Annotated in this window: 19 protein-coding genes; 2 read left to right on the top strand and 17 right to left on the bottom strand. The window is 36.7% G+C overall.

Annotated elements, in window-relative coordinates:
- Positions 1-2: 2 nt before the first annotated feature.
- On the bottom strand, positions 3-614 hold the full coding sequence (locus T543_RS01495) for a DNA-3-methyladenine glycosylase I (RefSeq protein WP_035764987.1): 612 nt from the start codon (positions 612-614) through the stop codon (positions 3-5).
- A gap of 667 nt (positions 615-1,281) precedes the next feature.
- Between T543_RS01495 and T543_RS15810 the strand changes: the two genes are divergently transcribed.
- Together T543_RS15810 and T543_RS01500 are read left to right on the top strand one after the other, a co-directional pair.
- A complete protein-coding gene (locus T543_RS15810; RefSeq protein ID WP_155829897.1) occupies positions 1,282-1,446 on the top strand; it encodes a hypothetical protein in 165 nt (54 codons plus the stop codon).
- A 331-nt stretch (positions 1,447-1,777) separates the two neighbouring features.
- Positions 1,778-2,047 (top strand): hypothetical protein, encoded by a 270-nt coding sequence (locus T543_RS01500; RefSeq protein WP_035764990.1) that lies wholly within the window; start codon positions 1,778-1,780, stop codon positions 2,045-2,047.
- 120 nt (positions 2,048-2,167) lie between these two features.
- Here T543_RS01500 and T543_RS01505 read toward each other — a convergent pair whose 3' ends face one another.
- From T543_RS01505 to T543_RS01585, 16 genes are all read right to left on the bottom strand, one after another.
- A complete protein-coding gene (locus T543_RS01505) occupies positions 2,168-2,488 on the bottom strand; it encodes a TIGR04076 family protein (protein WP_330363539.1) in 321 nt (106 codons plus the stop codon).
- A gap of 7 nt (positions 2,489-2,495) precedes the next feature.
- A complete protein-coding gene (locus T543_RS01510; protein ID WP_026509216.1) occupies positions 2,496-2,909 on the bottom strand; it encodes an EamA family transporter in 414 nt (137 codons plus the stop codon).
- Between the two features lie 4 nt (positions 2,910-2,913).
- Positions 2,914-3,465 (bottom strand): DUF4298 domain-containing protein, encoded by a 552-nt coding sequence (locus T543_RS16160; RefSeq protein WP_242839437.1) that lies wholly within the window; start codon positions 3,463-3,465, stop codon positions 2,914-2,916.
- A gap of 325 nt (positions 3,466-3,790) precedes the next feature.
- Entirely contained in the window at positions 3,791-4,426 is a 636-nt protein-coding gene (locus T543_RS01525) for a tetratricopeptide repeat protein (RefSeq protein WP_035764997.1), read from the bottom strand.
- A gap of 85 nt (positions 4,427-4,511) precedes the next feature.
- Complete coding sequence (locus tag T543_RS01530; protein ID WP_035764999.1) at positions 4,512-6,341, bottom strand: IS1096 element passenger TnpR family protein; 1,830 nt, start codon at positions 6,339-6,341, stop codon at positions 4,512-4,514.
- A gap of 177 nt (positions 6,342-6,518) precedes the next feature.
- The gene (locus tag T543_RS01535; RefSeq protein WP_035765002.1) at positions 6,519-8,543 is read right to left on the bottom strand and encodes a tetratricopeptide repeat protein; all 2,025 of its coding nucleotides are present in this window, start codon (positions 8,541-8,543) and stop codon (positions 6,519-6,521) included.
- Positions 8,544-8,558: 15 nt separating this feature from the next.
- The gene (locus tag T543_RS01540) at positions 8,559-9,806 is read right to left on the bottom strand and encodes a hypothetical protein (protein ID WP_035765004.1); all 1,248 of its coding nucleotides are present in this window, start codon (positions 9,804-9,806) and stop codon (positions 8,559-8,561) included.
- Between the two features lie 391 nt (positions 9,807-10,197).
- Positions 10,198-10,395, bottom strand: a complete 198-nt coding sequence (locus tag T543_RS01545) for a hypothetical protein (RefSeq protein WP_035765007.1) — start codon at positions 10,393-10,395, stop codon at positions 10,198-10,200.
- A 218-nt stretch (positions 10,396-10,613) separates the two neighbouring features.
- The gene (locus tag T543_RS01550) at positions 10,614-10,892 is read right to left on the bottom strand and encodes a hypothetical protein (RefSeq protein WP_035765847.1); all 279 of its coding nucleotides are present in this window, start codon (positions 10,890-10,892) and stop codon (positions 10,614-10,616) included.
- 17 nt (positions 10,893-10,909) lie between these two features.
- Positions 10,910-11,434 carry a hypothetical protein gene (locus tag T543_RS01555; protein WP_035765009.1) on the bottom strand — a complete coding sequence of 175 codons (525 nt, stop codon included), beginning with the start codon at positions 11,432-11,434 and terminating at the stop codon, positions 10,910-10,912.
- A gap of 143 nt (positions 11,435-11,577) precedes the next feature.
- Positions 11,578-11,931, bottom strand: coding sequence for a hypothetical protein (locus tag T543_RS01560; RefSeq protein ID WP_035765012.1), 354 nt, complete (start codon positions 11,929-11,931; stop codon positions 11,578-11,580).
- Positions 11,932-12,017: 86 nt separating this feature from the next.
- Positions 12,018-13,730 carry an NERD domain-containing protein gene (locus T543_RS01565; protein WP_035765015.1) on the bottom strand — a complete coding sequence of 571 codons (1,713 nt, stop codon included), beginning with the start codon at positions 13,728-13,730 and terminating at the stop codon, positions 12,018-12,020.
- A complete protein-coding gene (locus T543_RS01570; protein WP_035765017.1) occupies positions 13,730-18,883 on the bottom strand; it encodes a DEAD/DEAH box helicase in 5,154 nt (1,717 codons plus the stop codon). The genes T543_RS01565 and T543_RS01570 overlap by 1 nt, the downstream gene beginning before the upstream one ends.
- The gene (locus T543_RS01575; protein ID WP_035765020.1) at positions 18,880-22,089 is read right to left on the bottom strand and encodes a hypothetical protein; all 3,210 of its coding nucleotides are present in this window, start codon (positions 22,087-22,089) and stop codon (positions 18,880-18,882) included. The genes T543_RS01570 and T543_RS01575 overlap by 4 nt, the downstream gene beginning before the upstream one ends.
- Positions 22,090-22,439: 350 nt before the next feature.
- A complete protein-coding gene (locus T543_RS15995) occupies positions 22,440-22,946 on the bottom strand; it encodes a hypothetical protein (protein ID WP_197023908.1) in 507 nt (168 codons plus the stop codon).
- A gap of 184 nt (positions 22,947-23,130) precedes the next feature.
- On the bottom strand, positions 23,131-24,285 hold the full coding sequence (locus tag T543_RS01585) for a hypothetical protein (RefSeq protein WP_035765023.1): 1,155 nt from the start codon (positions 24,283-24,285) through the stop codon (positions 23,131-23,133).
- Positions 24,286-24,368 lie beyond the last annotated feature (83 nt).

The raw sequence follows: 24,368 nt of genomic DNA on the forward strand, positions 1-24,368 counted from the left end.
AACTAATAAACCTCTTTATCCCTACGTTTGTTTACTGTCTCATTCTCCGCATTTATCTTTGAAAAACATGGACAGGTTTCATCATGGTCGTTTATGATGCCGCAGGCCTGCAGGTGTGAATAAATCGTCACCTCACCAACATACTTGAATCCCCGTTTCTTCAGATCTTTGCTGATAGCCTTTGACAGCCCGTTACTAACGGGAATCCTGCCGCCAAGCTTGCTGTGTCCATTATATAAAATGACCTTGTTATCCGAGTACGACCACATGTAGTTGCAGAAGCTTCCGAACTCTTCCCGCACCTTCTGAAAACACTTCGCATTGTTTATTACTGCAGCTATCTTCCGTGGAGACTTTATCATATCTTCCGTATCAAGGATCCTCTGAATATCTGTATCATCATAGGCAGCAATCTTGTCATAATCAAATCCATCAAAACATGACCTGAAAATTTCGCGCTTTTTAAGCATTAAATCCCAGGAAAGGCCGCATTGCATGCACTCCAGCATCAGATGCTCAAACATCTTACGATCGTCATGCACCGGAATTCCCCATTCATTATCATGGTACGTCTTATTCCGTTCGTTGAAATCAGCCCATCCGCAATAACCCATGCTATCCCCTTCCTTCATTTCTGCGCCATGTATAAATTATATCTCAGATGAAGCCCTCAATATAGGCATAAAATAGAAAAAGCCGCCTGTAAAAGGCAGCTACTATTTTAGGGAGGATGCTGTCTGGTTCTTCACCAGACAGCAGTTATGAAAAAGTGTTTTATCAATATTAACAAGAGTTTCTGTCCTCTTGATAGCTTTATGATACCGTCAAAAACTTAACTCATCTTAAAAATGCTTTGAACAGATTGTTAATAATATCCCCGCATCGTTCATAATCTGTTTACATGACTTTTTGTTTTACTTTAGGTTGGAAATGTATAGTAATAACATCAAGAGGAACAAACCTCTTGGGTCTACGCTCCGCTTCGGTCGAGCGCAGAGCAATCGTCCCCCGGACGATTTGCGCCCCCTCATATGAACACTTTTCTTCATAACACAAAAGCCAGTAGTCGCGATGATTGCTGGCTTTCCCTCATTTTAGGCATGGTTATTCCATGAATAAAAATTTCATATGTATCACCCAAAAAAGTATTTTTAAAACATTATAATTTCCTCTAAAGTTATCTCCCCCATCCATCGATATATTTCCTGTAAGCGACAAGGAACATTCAAATGGCCAATACGAATGAAACAAAAATAAGATGATTAAATGGAGGTTTCTCTTATGTATATGTACGAACTGTTTCTTTCAAATGACGTAGAAGGCAAAAGCATTCACTTTATCCAGACAAACCACAAGGTTGACAACCTTGAGAAATGGCTTAGAAAGCTAGTAAAAGATAACACTATCACAGAAGATATTGCTAACGCAGTAACCTTCGTTTGGTAATCCATATATAGCACTAACGGAAGATTTCAAAAGGGATCTTCCTTTTTTATGCTCACTTAAGTTTCGGATGCTAATATACATCCATCGGGAGATGAAAATCTTCTGGAAATAGAAACAGAAACTTTTTTTCATATAATTCTTCATAACAACATGCCCGGGACAGCGCAGTTCCGGGCAACTCCAAAAACAATGCCGCGGTACTTGTATGTCTTCATTTAGCTGTGAATAGTAACTGTTTTCTCGAGATCTCGATAGGGGATAAAAAGTGTCCGGGGAAGTCGGATAGAATCGTAATCTTCTGATGGATAATTTTCGTAGGAGGCAACAATAAATGCACAGTATTACAGGCATAAAGAATGCTGATTGTAAAACATATTTTGAGGAGGTATCTCGTAAGATGCATACACTTATGTGTCTTAATAACAATTTGCAGCTCTTATCAGATGGATTGGCCCTAAGTGAAAATGATCAGGCCAGCAATGCTCTTATGTTCGCTGCAGAAACAATGGAGAGAGAGCTTAGGGAGCTCAGTGAATACCTTGAATTCATCGAATCAGATTTTTCAAATAATAAAGGCGAATCTGCCGTAGTCAAAGAATAAAAAGTATAGTGTTTAGAGGAGAAAAAGCTGCCACAATTCTAGTGTCAGCTTTTTCATAACTATCCTCTTTTTCTCTATTGCCCTCAAGTTCTTTTCTAAAGACCTCATCTTTGCGGCACGTCACATGATCATATCCTCATCCATTGTTTCCAACAGAAAACTTACCGGTCTGAATCCATCGTTACAGGAAATCATTGCTGACTTTGGGTTCTTCATCCATCCGTCATAGAAATTCTCACCACCATGAGCCAGTGTCATTACAAAAGGCGACACGGTTTCCCATGCACTCTCACAGAAACCCTCCGGTCTTTCCCATCCATTGCATATGAAGCTCTGTTCAAGCTTCATGCTACACGCATGCTCTATCGGATTTTCATACTTTTCCATCAGATCAGAATACTGAGTAATCTTTTTTACTGTGATCCTAACTTTCTTCATCATGCCTCCGTTACATCACCATAATCAGAGTGCCTGCACCAATAAGCACACATCCTATAAGAGATTTCGTTGTAAACTCCTCATGCAGAAAAACAAACGCCAGTACAAGTGTAATGACAACACTGAGTTTGTCTATCGGAACCACCTTAGATGCCTCTCCCATCTGCAAAGCCTTGTAATAACATAGCCATGATGCTCCTGTAGCCAGTCCCGAAAGGATAAGAAATATCCAGCTCTTTCTGCTTATGGTATTGATACCACCCTGAGCATTGGTGACAAAAACCATACCCCAGGCCATTACCACCACAACGCATGTCCTTATTGCTGTGGCAAGATTCGAATTAACTCCATCTATACCCACCTTTGCCAGGATAGATGTCAACGCAGCAAACACTGCTGAAAGAATTGCAAATAACAGCCACATGTCTTCAATCCTCACTCCCTGTATTTATCCAGTCCATCATTTCCTTATTGCGTTCCAGCAGGTTATAGATTCCGTCCTCTGACAAAACACCACGCTTCAGTCTCTCAGGAAAAGTCCCTTTCTCATCCATGGCAAAATCATCCTTCCACTGCTGACTTGTATAGTATTCCTCAAGCCTTTTGATATCAGACTGAAATTCCTTATACTCTTCTATTTTCGCTTCCAAAGCATCAAGCCTTGCAGTCGCTTTATCCAGCAGAGCTTCCATTTGATATATATGCTGTGGTATGTTTTCACTAGCAAGCCTTCTTTGGAATTTATTCTTGCTCCCGTTGTACTTTTTCTCCACCTCGTAATCAGGTACCCATATCTGAGCCTCATCTATCTTATCCAAAACAAGTGACAGTGCTTCTTCATTGCTGATACCTTCATTTATCTGCTTCTTGTAAGCCTGGTACATCCACTCCGCTATCTTTGATTTCTGTTTATTCTTAAGCTGGCCATAGCTCTTGTTCATCTGAAGGAGCTTTCCATTTACCATTTTGTGTTTACTCATATGTCTGTTCCCATCTCATCGCATCTTATCTTATGAAATATTATACTCGCATTCCGGCACCACAAGCACCCATTTTAGGCAGATCACGTTTTCACCGAATCTTCACACTTTCCCCACAGAATTTTAGTTTGGCTTAAGTAAGATTAGTTATCATAAAAGCATCAAGAGGAACGCAGAACCTCTTGGAACCCCTCATAGAAACACTTTTCTTCATAAAACACAAGCTGCCAGAAACATGACAATCTGGCAGCTAACCCTCAAAAACTCAGCTGCAGAAATGCAGCTTTTATATATTAATCACATAGGGCTTACGATCACCGTATTCTTACCCATCTTCTTCCTGCCACTTTTCCTCCTCAAGCACCGACAGAAGAGACGTTGCAAGCGAATCCCCTTTTTCTCTTAACTCTGTCAGGACTCCCTGCTGTTCCTCTATTATAGACAAAGCTTCCTGCTTTCTATCAAGGTTCAGATAACACAGTGCAAGCATAATCCTGTACATGATCTTCCTTCTCTGATCAAGGACAATCTTGTCGCCCATATTTTCAAACTCCGAAAGAGCAGCCTGATAATCCTGCTTGCAGACATAGGCTCTTCCCCTGTTCAGATGCAGTATCTGCTTAAGCACTGCCGATTTGGGATTTCCAATCATATCCGTGAGTTCTGCCATGTACATGTCCGGATCTTTCTCCAAAAGCGGATTCAGTGACTCTATCTTTTTCAGAAGTCCCATAGCCCAGACAACATTTATAATTGCAGTTATTATCAGAACAGCTACCCCATATATCAGATAAACTAATATTGATGTAGCCTTATTATCAAATTTCAGGTCACAAAATGAAGCTGCCATTATCGATACGACAAATATTGTCACCAAGCCTACAACTCTTATTTTTTTCTTCTGTTTTTGTACAGCCTTACCGTACCCACTCTGAATCTCTATTGCAGATCCATCTGACATTTTTAAAGTCCTCCCAACAACATCAATAATAATTGCAGCCCCGCAAATCATAACAAGCCTTACTTCACCTTCTGATTTCTGTAAATCATAGCATATTTCCAGGCCTGCTCATCCTTCCTGTCCATCCAAGGCTCCTTGCCCACGTCTTGGTCTCAGCCTTTTCCTCCGGATCATCGCCTGCCAGTGTCTCAAGCATTTCATAAAAACCGCTTATCCCGCCTACATCATCAAGGACATATAAGCCGTCTGCTGCCACGCATTTCGGATGCTGTTTCACATCCACATATGCAAGCACGTCGCGAAGTTCCTCCTCCACAGCCTGGTCCCCGTTGTAATATCTGTATCGCTCAAGGCCATCATTCTCATTCATTATATCGATCACGAAAGCCTTGCATGTTGTCAGGTCTGCATTAGTCTTTCTGTCATATTTATCCATCACGGTGATCTTTACACACCAGCCATCGCCATAATCATACAGATAATAAATCGTATCAAAAAGCGGTGTGAGTCTCGGGTTAAACTCATTAAAAAGTCTGTGGCATCCGTCTTCATATAGCGGAATCATATAATCCGCCCTGTCCAGCCACTCCTCAGCTGTTCTCCCGGTCTCATCCATCAGCCCATCAGCATTCCCGAAATATAGCCTGTCTTCCACATTATTTCTGTTATGGCGCCATAATTTCAGGTTATCTGCTGCCTCAATATAATCCTTAACTGTCTGCTCACCCAAACCTGCTATCTTCTCATCGATTCTCTTCTTCTTTTTATCAAGTCTCTCGAGCCATTTTGCATAAGCCTTTTCCCTGGCCTTCCCTGCCCTGGGTGCCTTATTTGTCAGAAGCTCACCGAGCGTAAGTCTTTCATTCAGGAAGTTAAGATTTTCCTCCATGATTATCTTGCTGTTCATCTCATCAAGTGACATGTCAGCTGTAAACTTGGGATAATCCTCTGAAAACTTCTTCACCTTTCTCTGCGAATCAAAATATGTCTCACAAACAGCTTTCTGAGAATATGGCCCTTCGTATTTCCTCTTGAGCCAACTTTTTACACTCTCGCCTTCCTGGTAATCATCATCCCAGTAAAAGTCCGTGGAATCATCTGCTGGAAAATGTAAAAGGCTTCCGCACAGATTTTTCCATCCGCCTACTGTACCCCTTGTAATTCCTTGGAATTCATCCTTGGATATACAGAAGTTATGCAGGTGACCGTTCTGCCATCCAAAAAGTCTCTGTATCATGTAATGCATTGCATGAAGGTTCATTGTGCTGGGCACCAGAACTTCGCGGGATATACCCTCTTTTGCTTTTGCAAGCTTCAGAAAATCATGTTCTTCATCCGCATCAAGACCAAGCCCGTTTTCTCCCCACATGAAATGATCCCTTAATTCAACCTTCAACCTGTATACTGATTCATTATTCAAAAACGGATTTCGTTCAAGTTCTTCTTCGGTGTGGGGCTTTATGTTTATATTCCCTTCGCCCTGCGCTCCGTTCTCCATCAGGTAATCAATATCAATGCCCCGTTCTATAGTCATGGCAGCTTCACCCTTATTTCTCATGTTCTCAGCTGCAACATGCATACGGTCACGATACTCTTTTGATTTCATGGCATCCGTTGAATCCGATTTACCGTACTGACCACGGGAATATGGTAAAAACGTCTGTATTGTCCTGACATCCTTCCCCAGCTTCTCAGCGATTTCCTCTGTTGAAAAGCCCTGCTGCCGAAGATCTGCTATCTGCTTCGTCCTCTTAGAACTCCATAATCCTTCCGTTATCAGAACCCTCTGCACCCTCACCTGCGTGGTATTAAGTTTTTTTGCGATCTGGGCTATTGACTTAGTAGTCTCATACTCGTCTATAATAGACTGGTAAAGCTCATCAACTTCGTTGTTATCCGGCATCTTTTCCGTCACAGCTTTCGTTTCCTTTCGATAAGGTTGTAGCTACTGACCTAAAGATATCGTTTATTGCACTTCGTGTCAACCTAGGTTTAGAAAATAAAAATTTTGCTGATCTCGATTCCTGTCACTTGAATGAGACCAGCAATTTTTTAATAAAGTCAATGCATTACTTTCTGAGAAAATAGTTCTTTAATCATTTTTAATCATAGACAACAATTCGTTACTTCTTTCTAAATTCCTTTTTACACCAATTCCCTTCGAATAGCATTCTGCTAATGCTTTAATTGCTCGCTCATCACCATATTGAATTGCATCTTCATAATAACTGATTGCCCTTTCGTTATTACATTCTGTGCCAATGCCATTTACTAACATATAACCTAACTTGTACGCAGTAGATGCTCTCCCATAATTGAATAGATATTTTACCACCGATGCATTATTAGTGTATCCTTCATAAGCTCTTTCATAATGTTCAAAAGCAGCTTCTCTGTCCACTCCCGCATGTTTATCTCCAACACCAGTATAGTATAGATCTCCAAGTTCTTCTAACCCACTTGGTTCATCACTATCCAAACCTTTGTAGTAAAAAGGTTTTATATCCTTTTTACTAATTTCATACTCTTCTGATTCTCCAATTAAGTCTGCATTCAAAAAAAATGAAATCATTCCACATAAATAATCTGTTTTTTGTAATTTATACGCTTTAAGAAAACACTCTATTGCATTTTTATAGTATCTCTTTTCTTTTTGATCCAGAATAAGGTACCTAGACCCCATCATTATTTGTATCGTACTCCATTCGACATTCTCAAACATCCATCCATATTTTTCAATATTTTTCTCTCGTCCATCACCATCAACCATACATTCTGGTGAAAAACATTTATTAAAGGCTGCAAGCCAGTATCCTCCCTCCAAAGCTTTTGAAGTATAATTCTTATATACTCCACAAGAGGCGCTTAACATCCTTTGTTCTCTCTCATTCAATTCGATATTCTTATCTTTTTCTATAGAATCCATAATATAAAAATGGAAAAATATATTTGATAATAATTGACTTGCTATTAAATCTCCCCTATCAGCCATTTTCCCAACTTGTGGAAGAGCTTTATTTCTCCAAGATTCAGCTTTAGTTTTACTTCCCTGATTATACATGTGCAATGAATATTCAAGACAACAAAGAGAATCTCTTCTCTGAATTCCCAAATTCACATATTTCAAGTATAATTCATCATTTTTCTCTGTTGTACCATACGCACTGCGATAATAGCGTGCAGCAAAGTAGCATGCCCTTGCATCACCAATATCTGCTGAATGTATAAATTTAGGATACGCTTCTATCAATCTGCCAGCATAAAAAAGTTTTTCTGCTTCCTCACGCTCTTGTTTTGCAGTCGGATTTGTAATAGAAAAATCTCCTTCAGCAACCTTATGAGATATTACACTGTTAATTAATGACTCAAAAACATGATTGAGGTTTGTAGTATCATATTTTTTTTCGATTCCATATTGCAATGCAACATCCAGGACAATATCCTCCCTATCAAGATTTTCATCTTTTGCAAAATAAATTTTGTGTATCAGCAAAAGAACCAACTTAGCATACTCATTATCTTCTATTGTTGATAATTCTGTGTATACTAACGGAATTTCTTTTTCGTCCATATCAGAAACATCTATCAAGAAATCTATAACATCTATATTTTTACCATTAAGAACATCATGATTATTCATGCTCATGCAGATATTATTCAGCGCTCGAGGGTCAGATAATATCACGTTGTCTAATTGGGCGATTATCATACATATAGCTGTGATTGGCTTAACACTGCTATAATATCCATTATTTATTTCATTTAATAACAATACTAGATTAGAAAGGCTAGTTAATTTCTCCTTAAAACATACGGTATTCCCTGCAAGTTTTTTGATATAAGAAGCATTATTACGTACAATATCTGATATTTCTTTTTCATCCAGTGATTTTTTCAAAAGATATTGCGCTATAATCTGTTGTGCTTGCGCAAGCGTACTTACTTGCTCTGAGAGCTTCATTTCTCCTTTTCTGGAAAAAGTTACTGTCTCCCACAAACGGATATACCATTTCTCATGTTTAATTATTTCAAATTGTTCTTCTGAAACAGAAGACAACTTTTTTATTGCATCTTCCATATCAAAGGAATTATTATTCTTGTCAATACCCATACTCATTGATTATATCTCCGCTCATTTATCTAACTCGTTCATCAAAGTTTCAATATCCTTTTGTATACTCTTAGTCTCTTGAATATTATGTAATATCTCTCTATCATTCTTATCTATCTCTCTTATGCAGTAAGCAAGACTATAAGTCATTCCACATACATATCCAGAAGCATCTAATGCCGCTGCGTATGCTCCTTTCCCATATATCTCATCTAAAACATTGGAAGTTGATGAATTTACATATATGCCCACAGCATTTCCTGTAATAACACCCATTACACCTATTGGAAGAAAAATCGTCACTCCTCCAAGTATTCCTCCAACTAATGCTCCATTCAGACAACCTTCAGAGATATCTTTGTATGCCTCTTCTCTAGACAATTCACCATTACGATAACGAATATATGTTGTAATTGCAGATACCGACAATGATACTGCGCCTCCTACTATCGCACCATTTAAAGCATGTTTGGCAATTTGTGAAGATGGAACCTTGGTGTACGCCTCGCCTTTAGCTATTTTTCTCTCTTGCCTTCTTGTTGATTCTCTAATATCCAGAACAGTATTCTTTTCTTCTACCGGATTAAGTAACCCCGCATCCGAAGCTGCTAGCTTTGTTCCTGCTGGTCCAAAAATAATATCTTGTTGATTAGCATATCCTTTCTCAATTGCTTTTTTCACATCAGCAATACCTGTGCTATTCTTTGTCATTTGATTAGATGATGCTTTAATAGTAGTTCTACTTATCTGTTTTCCAGTAAATCTATTGTATGTAATGCCATCAATTCCAGGAGCATTATTTGATAATAGTTCGTTTCTTTCCCACAATGCAGATAATTGCCCCTGCTTTTGCCTTAACCAATCAACTTCTTCAGAGTATCCCGTAAGTTTTGATTCAAAACTAGTCAAGGCTCTTGGTCTTTCTTTAGCATTCTTTATTACATTTTCCATATATGTTCTAGCCTTCTCGGGAGTCGAAAATGCACCACACTTCGAAAAAGGTTCCTCGTTTAATCGCTTGAATACTTGTATATCTCTCGCAAATTGTTGTGTCCCTTCATAAGATAACTCACTCCCGGTCAAAGAATTAATGTACTGCGCAGCTTTATCTAATGCCTGTGTAGTAATAAGCGCTTCCTCACCTGCAACAACGGAAAAATCTGCTGCTTGATAAAGCAATTCTGGATGCGTTTTCAGTTGAATTCTAATCTTAGGGCATAACTCATCCTCATTATGAAAAGATTTACACTCAGAACAATACCACTTCATTTATATCCTTTTCCTCTCTAAAAGAGCCATTTAAGCAATTTAACTCTCATTGTGCCTTTAAATATGCTAAACGGACATTCCATACACAACAAAACGACTTTTACAATAAAATTATACTTCCGAGCAAGATTATCACATATTAAATATCCATAAAAATCATATTTATTACTTACAAATAAACGCTCCTTACCTAATATATTTCAAGTAAGGAGCGCCAAGTACGTATTCAACTTCCCGCAACTATTTACTTATTCTCACCATCAACCTTAAATCCAAAAGTATACTCAGTCTCATACTGCTGTAAATCCTGATAATATATCTTCAATACAGTAAAAACCCCCATCTCATTCTTTCATTACGAATGTAATGCATCATACCACTAGTATAATAATCAATCATTCTCGTCCCAATCTCCCATAGCCCAAAGCCAGGCTTCCTTATCGGCTCGATCGCGCTCAAGTTCTTCCTGCCTTCGGTAGAATTCTTTCTTTTCAGAACGGGACATATTCTTTGTAAGCTTCTCTATTTCACTATCTGTTAATCTGACATCATGTTCATCATCACTTGAAAACAATCCAAATATACCCATGCATACCACCTTTCACGAATTTAGCCTTTTGTATAAAAGATTCTTTTATGTTTCACTTACTATATTCAAACGTTTATTTTAGAAAGGAGTGCCCGGCTAATCTCACGAAATCCCCTACCAGACTAAATGCCCTGTGATCACATATCCAACTACCCAGAGGATGGATCATTCCATTCAGATATGCTTTATGTCAATCAAAACACCTCTTTGTAAATAGCTTAAAAATCAAAATCATCAAAACCGTCTGCATCAAATCCGGCATCCTCAAGAGCTTCTCGCCTCCCATCAGGATCCATCATCTCCAGATCATCCCTGGAAAGGCCAGCCATTTCAAGCTCGTCCTCGAGTTCTTCTTCCTCATCATCAAAATCGGATGAATCATTATCCTCTTTGAAAACTGTATCATTTATAAAAGCCCATTCACCGGCATCTATATGCCCATCATTATTCAGATCAAATGGAGTATTTCCAAACATATCATCAAAAGGTCCATTCATAACAAGCTCCTTTCCCATCAGTGATGATCATTCCAATAATCTTCAGCTGCATCATAAGCTTCGTCTTCATCATCATAATCATCTTCATAGTCGTAGAATTCTTCATACTTGTCATCAGCAAAATCCTGAGCGGATTTATAATCGTAAACATCATAGGAATCATATTTCTTCTTGGAACTTGAATATGACTTCTTTGAAGTGCTCTTCTTGCTGCTGTATGAAGAACTGTTGCTTGATGTCGTGGTAGGCTTATGGTCGTAGCAGTAGATGCTGCCAGTACTTCTCTTTCTGGTGCAGCCGGACTTAGCGCAATGACCTACAGAAGCGCTTGTATAGGACTTGGTACTGCTAGAATATGAGCTGCTGGAAGAGCTCGTAGATGGCTTATGAACATAGCAATATATACTTCCAGTACTTCTTATCCTGGTACATCCGGATTTAGCACACTGGCTACTATATGCCCTCGCGCTCATGGGTATACTTCCAAACAAGGTAATTGCTACAACGAATGTTGTAATAAGAGTAATTATAGTCTTTTTCATGATCCCGCCCTCCATAACTTCTCTGAAAACGGTGTGGTATCTCTATATACAAGATACACTTTACTGATCCACAAAAAAATATCTCTTTTCGAAAAATAAGCGTATATAATTCGCTATATATTCACTTGCCCTAAATCTGATACTTAAACACTTGCTAATACCTTTATTAAAACAATTATGGCAAGCATAATTAATCCCGGCACAGGTGCATAGAAAAATATGTTTATAGCTATAATAATCAAGAACCAGAATACCGCCTTACTATGCCTATCTGCTTGGATTATTTCATCTACACTCTTTTCCCGTTCTGTTCTACCGCTCCTCTTTCGTTCTCCTCCATTATAAGAACCACTTGTAGAAGATGTTTTACCACCCAGGCTACTGCCCGAATCTCTATCACTATAATATGTATCATGTATAAAAGAAGCTTCATTTGCATCTATATGCCCATCATGATTCGAATCAAACGGAGAATTATCATATACACTGTGACTCATCTTTGCACCTCCTTATCGCCATAATTACAAAAGGGGAGCTCGTGCCCCCCTAATTACTTTTCTTTACTCCCAGATACGAATTCAATCTACATTTTCACATATTTTGCATTGAAATCAGTTGCAAAAGATTTATATATATTCCTATTATACTTCATATTTTTATCTTCCATAACCTCTATGCATTCTTCTTCAGTCATGTTAAGAATACAATCCAGCTTATATCTGGCTCTAGAAGTACCAACGTACATAATTTGTTCCCCTACAGAATCGAATGAATTCTTATCAATATCAACTACAATTACAACATCAGATTCAAGCCCCTTGAACTTTCTACATGTTGTAAACTTCACATAACCCCTTTTATATTTATACTTTGAGCCATCACAATAATCTGCAATAATACTGGTTTCTTCCGTTTTACAAGTCAAAACCGTTATGCTTGAATACCCATAATCCAAATATTTATCAATCTCACTATTTAGGAACGAAACCGTATCTTCAACTTCAGTCATAAAAGCAAATTCAGGAATGTCACCCATAACCGCATCTGGCAATAGTTTAGGACTTTTATCAGAACCAAGAAGTCGAAGCGAAGTTAGCGCAATGTTTTCCGTATTTCTACAATTCCTAAAAAGTGTCAGTTTACAGTCTGCATCAGCAATATAAGCTGGAACACTATCCGCCTGAATTAACTGATTTTTATCATAAAAAAGATAAAATGTTCCTCCCCGCTTCTCGTCATCAATAGCATTGTCCTTAAGATACTCTATTATTTTTTCTTCTTCCAAATCAGACTTGCCAAAGTCCTGCCCTTCATCAATGATCACATGCTTATATGGAAAAGTTCCTTCATAATACATATCTTCCAGTTTCTTCTTGAGTAAAGTATAATCCGGGTGATTTGTTTCGCATAATTTGCATGCCAAGCCATCTATTGTATAGTAATGAACATGAGAATACGGATAAGCCTCTTTCAAATGATCCTTTAAAAAGGCATTATAGCAAAGAAATAGCACATCCTCATTATTTTCAGAATGACGCCTCGCTTTTTCTATAGCCATAACTGTCTTACCTGTTCCTGCCAAGCCATTTATGATTGCAGTATTCTGATCTTCTAAGTAATTTAATAAAGCTACCTGCTCTTTCAGCATTCTCTTAAAAACATTTTTTGTACGCTCTTTCTCAACTTCCTGTAAGGAAATCAAGCTAAATGACGGCGCCAACACCCTATCTAATATTCTCTTTACATCTTTTTCTGATAGGCATGTTGTCCTTCTGTCTTGTCCGTCGTATTCGAATATTCTGTCTATACATTCCTCAATATGCCCAAACGAATCCGAAGTCAGTGTTATACTAATATCTCCATCACCAGGCAGGTGTTTCCCCTTAAAGTTATCTAAAGGAACATCCGGAAACCAAACAGCATGCAACTTCTTACAGTGCTCGTTTTCATATTCCAGTCCATGTTCATTCATATAATCACTAAGATTCCATTTATTCCTATTTGCCTGGATGTATGGTCCATCATGCTTCATCCTTTTTCCACTACCGTACTGCCAATAGCCATTTTCGAACTTCACTTGTCCTGCCTTTGCTTCAAGGCATAATAGCCCCTTTTTGGGATGAAAAATGACAAAATCCGTTTCGCTTTCTGTTATAACATTGCCCTTAATTGTAATTACTTGAAATGAATGAAAAACATAGTATTCCTCTGAAAGATTATTTAATTCCTCAAACATAATTCCCTCATGGCTTCGAGGATCAAATTCTTTAGGAATATCCGGAATCATTTTTGCCATTACAAACTCACCTTACCAAGCAGTTCATCAGTATCGAAACCATCCTTTGTACAGAATACGTTCCAACCTGTTTTTTCTGCCTTCAAATAATCATCATATGCATCATCAAGGAAAAGCATTGTTTTTTTCTCTTCCCATAATAAATTTACAAGTAATTCTTCATCTGTCTCTTCAATTTTCACAGTCTTGTTATAGTATGGTCTGCTTATGATCTCAGGACTATTGTTCTTCAATTTCTCAATAAGATCTATCTCTGATTGCTCAAAACAATCATCCAAAAGATCTGACCATATTTCATCAGCTGTCTCGTTACCAGGATTTCTTCCATCTGATCCAAGAACAACCTTCATTAGTTTGTTTTTAGCTTGCTTGCCATTAAAATGCCACTGTTCTTTTTGAAAAGTCTCTGATGAATTACCAATTTCAAATAACAAGCGCTTTATGGCATCAATGGCCAGCTTTCTCTGAAGCTTATTATGATACGACTGATTATAGTAATTTCGAAGACAGTTATAGCATGAAGTGTTTTCATCGCAGCATGGTTTACTAACCTTGTCCAACCCTGCCTTTAACGAATTCACAACTGCATCCCTATTCAAAAGTCGCTTAACATGTCCCGCTCCACCTGGCACATTATCATATAAGATAATGTCATAGCTTTGCCATTCACGATTTAAATCCAAAACACCATCTATATCATTACGCTCAATACCAAGTGCAAGGCTTACCCCTTCCAAAAATGCATAAAGAAACGATAGAGCTTGCGGATATCCTATTTTATCTCTTGTGTCCAAAATGGGGATCGTGAATCTAGCTACATCAGTTTGAAACTTATGCCCTAGCCTTAAGTAGCCAAGTTCATCATTTGGGCAATCATACTGTTTAAAGTTCTTATGTTTCTTCAATCTTGTAGGAGAATTACCTCCTCGCTTTACAAGATCACTATATCCACAATCTGGACACATATAGAAGCCTGACTTATTCAGAACTAACAACTCATCTTCACTGCTTGTTTCGACACCTAAAGCATTGCCTAATATAAGTCTTGTTTCATCGGTCTTTCCGTTTCCTACATAGGAAACTTCACCCGCATAAGAGCGCTTAGGCTTAATTCGGGTACTTTCTTTTGTCATCCCACTCTTGAATCCATTAGTCGGCTCTATATAGTATTCTGCAATGGATGTAGATATTGATTGTCCACAGTACTTACATTCGGTATTATCACCTTTATTTAAAAAGACATTTATCCTTTTGCAAGTCGGGCATGCTACAAACCAATTTTTTATGAACTCGGATTGCTTTTTCAGTGTTATATACTTCGATGTGTATTTATTCCCGTCAACAATTATCTCTGAATCCGGTGCATATTCCGATATTGCAATTTTTAAGTCACGACTCAAGTCATACTTATTTACAGGAGTTCCATTATCATAGATCTGCAAATCAACTACATCAACTGGAAAACCATATTTGGGAATAACACAGTATTTTGAAAGACACTTAATTACATCTTCCTGCTGTAGATTCTTGATTTGATTCATAAAATAAGTAACATTTCGACTTGCTTGCGCATCTCCCTGTGCTTGTTTTGCAATGGCCTCTTTTTTTGCCTGCTCAAACTCATTTAACATTTCCAAAATGGTTTCAACAAAATGAGTCATTTTTTCATCTTCACCACCCATTTCGTCTAACCATTTGAAATTTCTATATTCCTCATATATTGGCTCAGGGAGAATTTTCTTATTTATGTAATCATTCAAGTCCTTTGGGCGCGACTTCATATAATCCTTAAATTTGTCAATTCCACCACCACTTATTACAAGCGCATCCACTGTCTTAAAGTACTCCGGATACATTCTGAAGAAATATCCCAGACTTGTAGCCATTAAATGTCTTACTATTATTTTTTTATTTACCACATTAAAATATGGTGGATTTATAATTCCCGAAATCATTTTTTCTGGCTCCGAGAAATATGTATAATCGTGTGAGCCAGTTCCACAGTATGTAAGTATATAAGCAGAGCTATCCTTTCTTCTTCCTGCGCGACCAGCTCTTTGCACATAATTAGCAGGAGTAGGTGGAACATTACGCATAAAAACAGTCTCTAACCCACCAATATCTATACCCATTTCAAATGTAGTTGAACAGCTAAGGATATTTATTTTTTTATTTTTAAAATCAATCTGATATTGCTTAGCTTGCTTCCTCTCTAATTGAGCAGTGTGCTCTTTTATAACTATTTTTTCAATTTTCTTATTTTTATATTGCTGTCGATAATAATTCGTTGCTAATGCCTCATCAGGATCAACTTCTTTCAGTTCACCCATGCACTTATCTTGTACGCACTTATTATTTATATTGTAGGGGGTTAATCTTCCGCATTTACTACATTGGTAAAATTTGGAAGTTTTATAATTTCTTACTATATAATGACTAGCATCTAACTGATATGCGTCTTTTTTTTCATGTTTTATCACAAACTTATCGGATCCTGCCAATTCAATCGTCTGTATCAGAAGATTAAAAATAAGCTCAAGTGCATTCTTGGCCTTCTCTGAATCTATACCAAATGCCTTCATGGTATATCTTACAACCATATTTGTTTCACCTGATACCGGCAAAAAACTCCTGATGCCATTAAAGGTCTGATCCTCCGATTCTCCCTTCTTTGCCTTTTTAGGATTGCTAAGTGTCACATAATTTGAAAACCTTCTATATTCCAAAATATCCTTTTTCTCTTCTGGAGTAAGCGTTGACTTAACATAACTTATAGCTGGTGTAGTCTTAAAAACGCCAAAGGCAACCTGCATAAATGTGTACAGTTTTTCCTTAGTCATGTTACATCCGTCAAAAGCTTCCGCTATATCATTATCCTCAAGCTCATCAAGCATGCTTTTAATATCTAAATCGAAGTAGTATAATCCCAACCCTTCACCATCATAAGCACCGTCAATCCTCAAAAGGTCAACTAATACCGCCGCCCAGGCATTCTTATGAGATGTAAGTGTATTTGAGAATAATTCTCCTCTACTAATAATATCTTCCAAATACGCCGTCAGTTCATCCACATTCAACTCCGCGTAATTATGCTTTGTTATCACTTCCCAAATCAAACGTTTACGGAGCATACGAACATGATTGCTGTCGAAAAATACCGCTGCAAAACTAGCCTGCTGACGGCTGTCTGAAAATTCAAGGTATTGTTTGATTTTTTTCTCTTCTGATCCCAATGGAGCACTTATTGGCTTTAATGATAGTTTTTTTGTTGTCTTTTTCTCGCTCTCACCTTCATCAATTGCTTCATACAACATCTGAGCTATAAGCGCAGTACCCTCATCCTTACCAATATTTAGCGCCTTGACTACACCAGATTTTCCTTTATGCCCGCAACATGGACATTGAGATATATTGTTGTATATTATATCCTCTCCGCTTTCTTTCCCTTGTAATACCTTATAAACTGTGAATCTGTATTCTTCTCCGCATTTGCATTTTTTTGCATTCAAATTCTGTGCCATGTGAATTTCACCGCACTTTGCACATACTGAATATGGCTCTATCTGATCACTTTCAACTTCTTCCTCATTAATTGCATTCTGCAATAGGAAATAGTCTATTCTCACAAATTCTTCATTTCCGTAATTTTCGTAGATATCTATTTCTTTATTCTGCAAAAGGTATTCCAACTGGTCATCTTCTTTTCTTTGAATCTTCCCTATGATATATGGAGAATTGCAATATCTGCAGTTTCCTATTTCAAATGCCTTCATTCCATCAATCTCATTTGTCTTTGTAAGACTAAGTTTGGGATTTTTACCATATGTTATGTAGGCGCCAGAAAGAGGGCGTACAAAAGAATGATATTTCAAATCAAACAGACCAATCCCATTCTTTTCCGCATAATTAATCAAATCAATCAGAGCAATGAGTTGATCTTGAGTAATATTTTTGCTTAATGCATCATGAAGATCATCAAAACTCTTACTTCCTTTTCCCAGCAATCTGCTTATATCATGCACATTTTCATCACTTGAAAGTAATTCATACAGCAGTTCCTTTATATCCGTGCTACTGCCTTTATAGTACTTTTTAGCTATCTCCTTAACCGCATCTACATTTGCAGTGTATGCCTTAATCTGACTATAATCGTTGCCAGCCACCCTATATTCTGGCTTATTATTTAGTGGTATTCTGGATGAAAAAATAATATCACTAACATCATACTCAACAGAAGTAAGGTTATGTGCAAAACGAACTATATCATTTTCGGATTTCCCTTGTACCCCTAATGTCGCACTTGTAAGAATAAACTGTGGTTTTTTGATAGCAAGCCCTGTAAGTCGTCTAAGAAGTAAAGACAGCTCAATACCAAGAGATCCGCTGTATGAATGAGCCTCGTCCAAAACGACATATTTCCAATTGTTAAGCCGCTCAGGAATAAACAATGAATAGTCATTCGGTCTAATAAGCAAATACTCCAGCATAGAGTAATTCGTGAATAGGAGATGTGGTGGATTTTCTCTTATTTCAGATCTTGATACTAATTCATTATCCGTTATAAAAACATCATTTTCTTCTCCGAGCTTTTTTCGATAATTTGCTGAAGCATTCTCAGGCGTTTCTCCGGTAAAAAAGCCGAAAGTTATCTCCGGACAATCAGAAAGAATTTTCCTTATACGATCAATCTGATCATTGACCAATGCATTCATCGGATACAGAAAAATAGCACGTATTCCCACATCCCTATTGCCTGCTTCCAAATCCTGAAGCAATTTGTTTAATATAGGATATAGAAAACACTCCGTTTTTCCTGAACCTGTACCAGTAGTCACAATCGCACTTCTTCCTGACCCAATCAGCCTTAGTGCCTCTTCCTGGTGTTTATACAATGGTCTTGTAAAATTTATATCCTTAAGCTTATGGAACGATTTACATATAACGCCTTCATCTATGAGTTCATCTATGTTCTTCCCTCTTTCAAAGGGATAACTCATGTCCACATATGGGCCTTTAAAAAGCTTTTCCCTTTCAAGCTGTCCCACAAACAACTTTTGCAAGTCATTTTTTCCAAATTCAAATGATGATTTCAGATATTCTTTGTACTCTTTATTTATATATTGCGACCGTTCAATAGGATTTAGCTTTTTCATATTTGGTAGTCTCCTTTCACATCAATTGTATAAAGGAAAATATCTGGTGCAGTCGGATTCTCAAGTGAATTCAATATTCCATGCTTTTCAAAATCCAATAATAATCCATCCCCATTATTTGTAATATAAACATCTATGGTATTATCAATAATATCGCTACAAAGTTCTACTTCAACCGGATTGATTCCATCTAGGAACCACTCTCCACGCATAGTTTTTACAAATATACGCCCCTTTAACTTCCCGTCAACGCGTGTACCTTCAATATATAAGTATGCCTTCGAAAAATGGTAAACCTTCTCGACAAACTCTCCTCTATATTTATCAAAGTGATTAAAATATGCATCCACAATTTTAAATGTTCGACGAGAAAAATCCGATTTTGCAAAGAAGAATTTATTCATCTCATATAATTGAGTGTTCTTTCTCAGCATGAGTACTTTTGTTTTTTCATGAAAACTTATAGTATAGTCCTCGAAAGATTTTATTTTTTCGATTACATCAGTCTGTCCACTGCGCAAAATACCACTCTGATATATTTTCTCTCCTTCAGCGTTTTTAACTTCATAGAATACTCCGTTGCCACCATGGTAAAAAGGTGTAACCCTCAGTTGCCTTGGATAGTCTGAAAATATAACATCGGTTTTATCTGTATCCATAACACACTTATTGTAACAGGCTAATGAATACTTTTTTCTTCCTTCAGATGTCAAAACCACAAGAACATAGGTGTTTTCCGTTTTATATGAATTTATGAAACCGATCCTTATCGTTTTATACGCGCCAAAATCTTTTACTTCAATGTTATCTTCCAATAAAGACCCATTATCAGCATAAACAAGTACCCCATCACACTCTGAATCGTATATAGTCAACTCTGAATCCAATGAAATATCCTCTATCCATAATTCAGAATCTACTGTCTTGAAATTCTTTTCATCCAGCTTGTAAATGCCTAAATTAAAAGGCAATAAATAATAGTAATCACTCCCTTCATAAGAAAAACTAATACAATCATCACTAAATTGTGATATAGGTATATCCAAAGCAACCTTTTCTTTCATTAGCCCAGAAGAAACACTGATAAGCATTGATGTATCATCTATAGGGTTAGCACAATACTCCAAGCCCGGATCATAAGCCAACCTTTCTTGTAAAATATGTTTCTTTTTACCACTAACAAATTGATTAACTTCTACTGTATAAATCCCGCTTTCATCCAGATTATTTAACTTAACCACATACTTTGTTGTAGAATCTTTGTATGTCTTTTTTAATTCATAATCATTAAGCTTATATCCTTTCCCATTGATAACAACTTCAAATTTGTCGGAAGCATTATCTGCTTCGAACAATAATGTATCAACAGTTTTATAAACTGATAACCTTACTGATTTATCACAGATAAAACAATTCTTGTGTAACTGTCCAAAAATGCCTGGTTTCACCATAGATGAAAAGTTAAAGACATCATTTCCAATTCCTATACAGTCTCCAACTCTGACAAGTTTATATCCAATGTTAAAGAAATCTTCTCTGCTTTTAACCATTAGGTCAGCAATGCCATTAAAGCAGAAATATGCAGGTCCTTCATAATCTGTATTATTTTTTATTTCCTTGCCAAACTCATCAAAGACAATAAACTCTCTGAAAAGAGTCTTTTTACTGTCATAAATAATTTCATCCCCGGCAATAAGTTTGTAAACCATTTTTGATAACGGTTTTTTTATCATAATCTTGTCTGGACTAACTTGATACCCACCAATTATCTCTTTGATGAAGCAGTCATTATCCCTATATAATTCCTCGTCACCATTTAAAACCACTACAGAAATATCCCGATAATCATATTGTGCCTTCACCTTATGTATAGGCGGAATAAGATAAACAACATTATTGATAAATTCGAATCTTGGTTCCCATTTTGAACGCAGTTCAGACATTTCATGCTTTGTAGAGCGTTCTTTCTTATCTGTGCCCTTTAACAGTCTCTCCCACTTTTCATAGCCTTCCTTTAAATAGGGATTAAATACACGTACTTCTTTATTCCAGAATCTTTTATCAATTATTGTAACAATCAAAATGCTTAGCTTTATTAGTGCATCCAAACCAGTCTCCTGCCTGATCAGTTGCTTTGTTGCAGCAGTCAACTTATAGGTTTTTTGCGTGACATTAAGAGAAATATCATCACCGTCTGATAACATATTATTTCTAAGACCTTCATAAACGAACATAAATTCATCATATGGTTCCTTAGGAAGATCATAATCAAAATTCAGCTTATAAATATCAAATATAAACTCAAAAAAAGCTGCCAAAAATGCTTTTGGAACTATAGCATTTTCAAGTGCAACATTTATAATCCTGGTTCTACTACCAGAATCACTATTTTTCTTGTACCTGCTTAAAATTGAACGAATTGTTCCTTCGACTTTCTGCTCCGAATAATATCTATAAGCCTCTGAGTATATGGCTCGAACGTTTTCATAGTAGTTTCCATCATATTCAAGCATCGCAATTAATACCAATGAAATCACAATTATTTCATTGTTTATAATAAATGTGCTTCCTATTTTTAATGCATACAAAAGCTGTTCCTCGGCTCTGCTGTGTATTTTCTGCATCGCCGATTCATTGTCAAGGATGTCTATCAAATCGACACCTATATTCTTTTTTTCCTTTACCAACCGACACAAATAATCTAGCTTAGATTCAAACTGAGAAATTCTTATCCTTTCTGAAAGCATATCAAGAAGGCACTGCTGCTCTTCCTCAGTCACTATGCCATCTTCAAGTATATCTTCAACCAACATGCATAGCTTTTTACTAGCTTTATTCTTCCGCACTATTTTCCCATGCTTATCCATCCATTCATTAAGATGTCGCACTTCTGCATCGTTTACTTCTCCATCGCATACGATCCCCTCAATAATACCGTTTAATTCATAAATACTCCCAGAATCATCCCCAGTTTCCTTAAGGAATTCTTCTGATTTACTCAAAAGAATGTCGCGCTCATCATCATCAATAATATGATCTTCTAACACAGAATCAACTAATCTAATCAGCTCAATCTGATCATGATCATAAGCAAGGTTCCTATTTGTATCAGCCCATGCCTGCAATCTTAACACTTCTCGATCATTTATAACACCATCAAAGTTTATCCCTTTAATGATTCCAATAAGTTCATTTATATTACGCATTATGCTTAACCCTCGTAAGAAAAGAAAATCTATAATCCAAGTATAATTGTTAACATAACGCTGATCAAATGAATTTTAAGTTAACTTACACACTACTCTAAAGCTCATCAACTTCGTTGTTATCCGGCATCTTTTCCGTCACAGCTTTCGTTTCCTTTCCATAAGGTTGTAGCTACTGACCTAAAGATATCGTTTATTATGTTTTGTGTCAACCTAGGTTTTTAAAATAAAAAATATGCTGATCTCTTTCCCTTTCACTGGGGTGAGGCCAGCATATTTTTTATTTGTTTCCAGCTTCATGTATGAAAACATTATACATATCTGCGGCAACCGACCATATTATTGGATATTCATTTTTTATTTTTGAAATATATTCCGCCTAAGATAAAAAGTGTTCCTGTAATTAAAAAACCCATTGCCAAAACAAAAAAACTTGTAGCATACGTTCCATTGATAATGTAATTATATGCATCTCCTCCAACATATGCATTTTTATTTAAAGAGATATAGTTTTCTGAATTGTAATAATTTGTCAGTTTATCGTATCCCTTATAAAGCATTGCCGAACATATTATATACATAACAGCGGCTACCACATATAGAGTCCTTGATATGCTCTCCGTTTTTTTACCATTTTCACTTACTTTTTTATCTGCGGAAATAGCTACTTGAGAATTACTCTCTCTATTATTGAATGCTGCTCGCTTAACGTTTTCTTTACCCGCTTCATCTAAAGCATTCCATTGATCCACAGACACAGGTAGCACAATAGCCTTTTTACCACATCTTGGACAAATTCCATCTCCATCCTGAATAAAGCTGATATTACAATCATGACAATAAAATACCTTTTCCATATACAACCTTCCTTTTTCTAAGTATCCTCAAATTACTATTATTTGCAATTTCATTCAAACAAATAGTAATTTAACTTATCTGATGATATGTTTTGTGAACAATTAAACGTCAAGATTGTATCTTCGCCTGCCTTCCAATCTTGAATCTATCTTAATTACGGTTCTTTATAATACTCTCCCGTACTTATCTTACTGTATAATCAAAATCACACCCATCTATAGTAAAGCTTATTACTATAGATTCAGAACTATTCTTTACTTCTTCTGGCACTTCAAAGAGATAATGAATATATTCTGTAGAAAGTGGAGCTACACTTGTTATATTTGAATACGTAAAATCCCCTCGATTGTCTTCTTCTATCATGGAAAAACCTGTGTAATCATATTTATCAGCATATTTTAATGATGCACTCATAATCTTATCTGCTCCGATGTTACTTCCAGAAGTATTCTTATATGCAATACAGAAATCAACATACACCTTTCCTGCATCCGCCTCATAATGAGAATAGAAGTTGGCAGGGCTCTTGGGCATAACATCGTTAGTTATGTTAGAATAATCAACACTAAACTCTGAATTACTTGTTGTTATTGCTTCACCATCATTAACTGTTCCCCCCACATTAGTAGCTTCGGTCGTAGCTTTCACTTCACTGGAATCAACAGAACCTTGATTTACTTCAACTTTATATTCTTTGTCAGAAACTGTGAGATAAACATCAACTTCCTTTCCACTATTTTTTACCTCATCCGGGACTTCAAACAAATAGTGAATATACTCTGTCGATAATGGAGAAATACTGGTAATATTCGAATAAGTAAAATTCCCTCGATTATCTTCCTCTATCATGGAAAAACCTGAATATTCATATTTACCTGCATAAACCAATCTTCCCTTCATCGTATCATCTGCAGTAATAGCAGAAGTATCTGTATTCTTATATGCCACACAAACATCGACATATGCCTTACCCGCATCAGCTTCATAATGAGTATAAAAACTTGCCGGATTTTTAGGCATAACATCGCCTGTTATATCTGTATAATCTAAGGTTATTTCACAGATTTCACCTACAGTAACTGTATTCCCTTCTTTTAGCAATTCCGCATCTGGATTATTTAATTCATCTACTGGCTCAACAGGTTCTTCAGAAACCGCTTTTTCGGAAGTATTCTCATGAGAATCTGCTTCAGAAAAAGCATCATCAGCCATCTCTTTAACAGCTTCTTCTGCTTTCTCCTTCATTTCATTATTAATGGTTTCTGTTTTTCCGCAAGCAACCAAAGTAATTGACGTAAATACTACGCAGCAAATTAGAGCACATATTTTTTTCTTCAATTATATTTCCTCCATAACATATAAATAACAAATTACAACAATTAGCCAGTAAAGTTTCCAAATTGCCATTAAATTATAATTTA

It is taken from the genome of Butyrivibrio sp. NC2002, from assembly GCF_000702265.1.
Classification (GTDB): domain Bacteria; phylum Bacillota; class Clostridia; order Lachnospirales; family Lachnospiraceae; genus Butyrivibrio.

Bases quoted from the DNA above. Each gene is read 5' to 3' on its own strand.
- T543_RS01495 (WP_035764987.1), bottom strand. From the start codon at position 614: ATGGGTTATTGCGGATGGGCTGATTTCAACGAACGGAATAAGACGTAC.
- T543_RS15810 (WP_155829897.1), top strand. From the start codon at position 1,282: ATGTATATGTACGAACTGTTTCTTTCAAATGACGTAGAAGGCAAAAGC.
- T543_RS01500 (WP_035764990.1), top strand. From the start codon at position 1,778: ATGCACAGTATTACAGGCATAAAGAATGCTGATTGTAAAACATATTTT.
- T543_RS01505 (WP_330363539.1), bottom strand. From the start codon at position 2,488: ATGATGAAGAAAGTTAGGATCACAGTAAAAAAGATTACTCAGTATTCT.
- T543_RS01510 (WP_026509216.1), bottom strand. From the start codon at position 2,909: ATGTGGCTGTTATTTGCAATTCTTTCAGCAGTGTTTGCTGCGTTGACA.
- T543_RS16160 (WP_242839437.1), bottom strand. From the start codon at position 3,465: ATGAGTAAACACAAAATGGTAAATGGAAAGCTCCTTCAGATGAACAAG.
- T543_RS01525 (WP_035764997.1), bottom strand. From the start codon at position 4,426: ATGTCAGATGGATCTGCAATAGAGATTCAGAGTGGGTACGGTAAGGCT.
- T543_RS01535 (WP_035765002.1), bottom strand. From the start codon at position 8,543: ATGAGTATGGGTATTGACAAGAATAATAATTCCTTTGATATGGAAGAT.
- T543_RS01540 (WP_035765004.1), bottom strand. From the start codon at position 9,806: ATGAAGTGGTATTGTTCTGAGTGTAAATCTTTTCATAATGAGGATGAG.
- T543_RS01545 (WP_035765007.1), bottom strand. From the start codon at position 10,395: ATGGGTATATTTGGATTGTTTTCAAGTGATGATGAACATGATGTCAGA.
- T543_RS01550 (WP_035765847.1), bottom strand. From the start codon at position 10,892: ATGAATGGACCTTTTGATGATATGTTTGGAAATACTCCATTTGATCTG.
- T543_RS01555 (WP_035765009.1), bottom strand. From the start codon at position 11,434: ATGAAAAAGACTATAATTACTCTTATTACAACATTCGTTGTAGCAATT.
- T543_RS01560 (WP_035765012.1), bottom strand. From the start codon at position 11,931: ATGAGTCACAGTGTATATGATAATTCTCCGTTTGATTCGAATCATGAT.
- T543_RS01565 (WP_035765015.1), bottom strand. From the start codon at position 13,730: ATGGCAAAAATGATTCCGGATATTCCTAAAGAATTTGATCCTCGAAGC.
- T543_RS01570 (WP_035765017.1), bottom strand. From the start codon at position 18,883: ATGAAAAAGCTAAATCCTATTGAACGGTCGCAATATATAAATAAAGAG.
- T543_RS01575 (WP_035765020.1), bottom strand. From the start codon at position 22,089: ATGCGTAATATAAATGAACTTATTGGAATCATTAAAGGGATAAACTTT.
- T543_RS15995 (WP_197023908.1), bottom strand. From the start codon at position 22,946: ATGGAAAAGGTATTTTATTGTCATGATTGTAATATCAGCTTTATTCAG.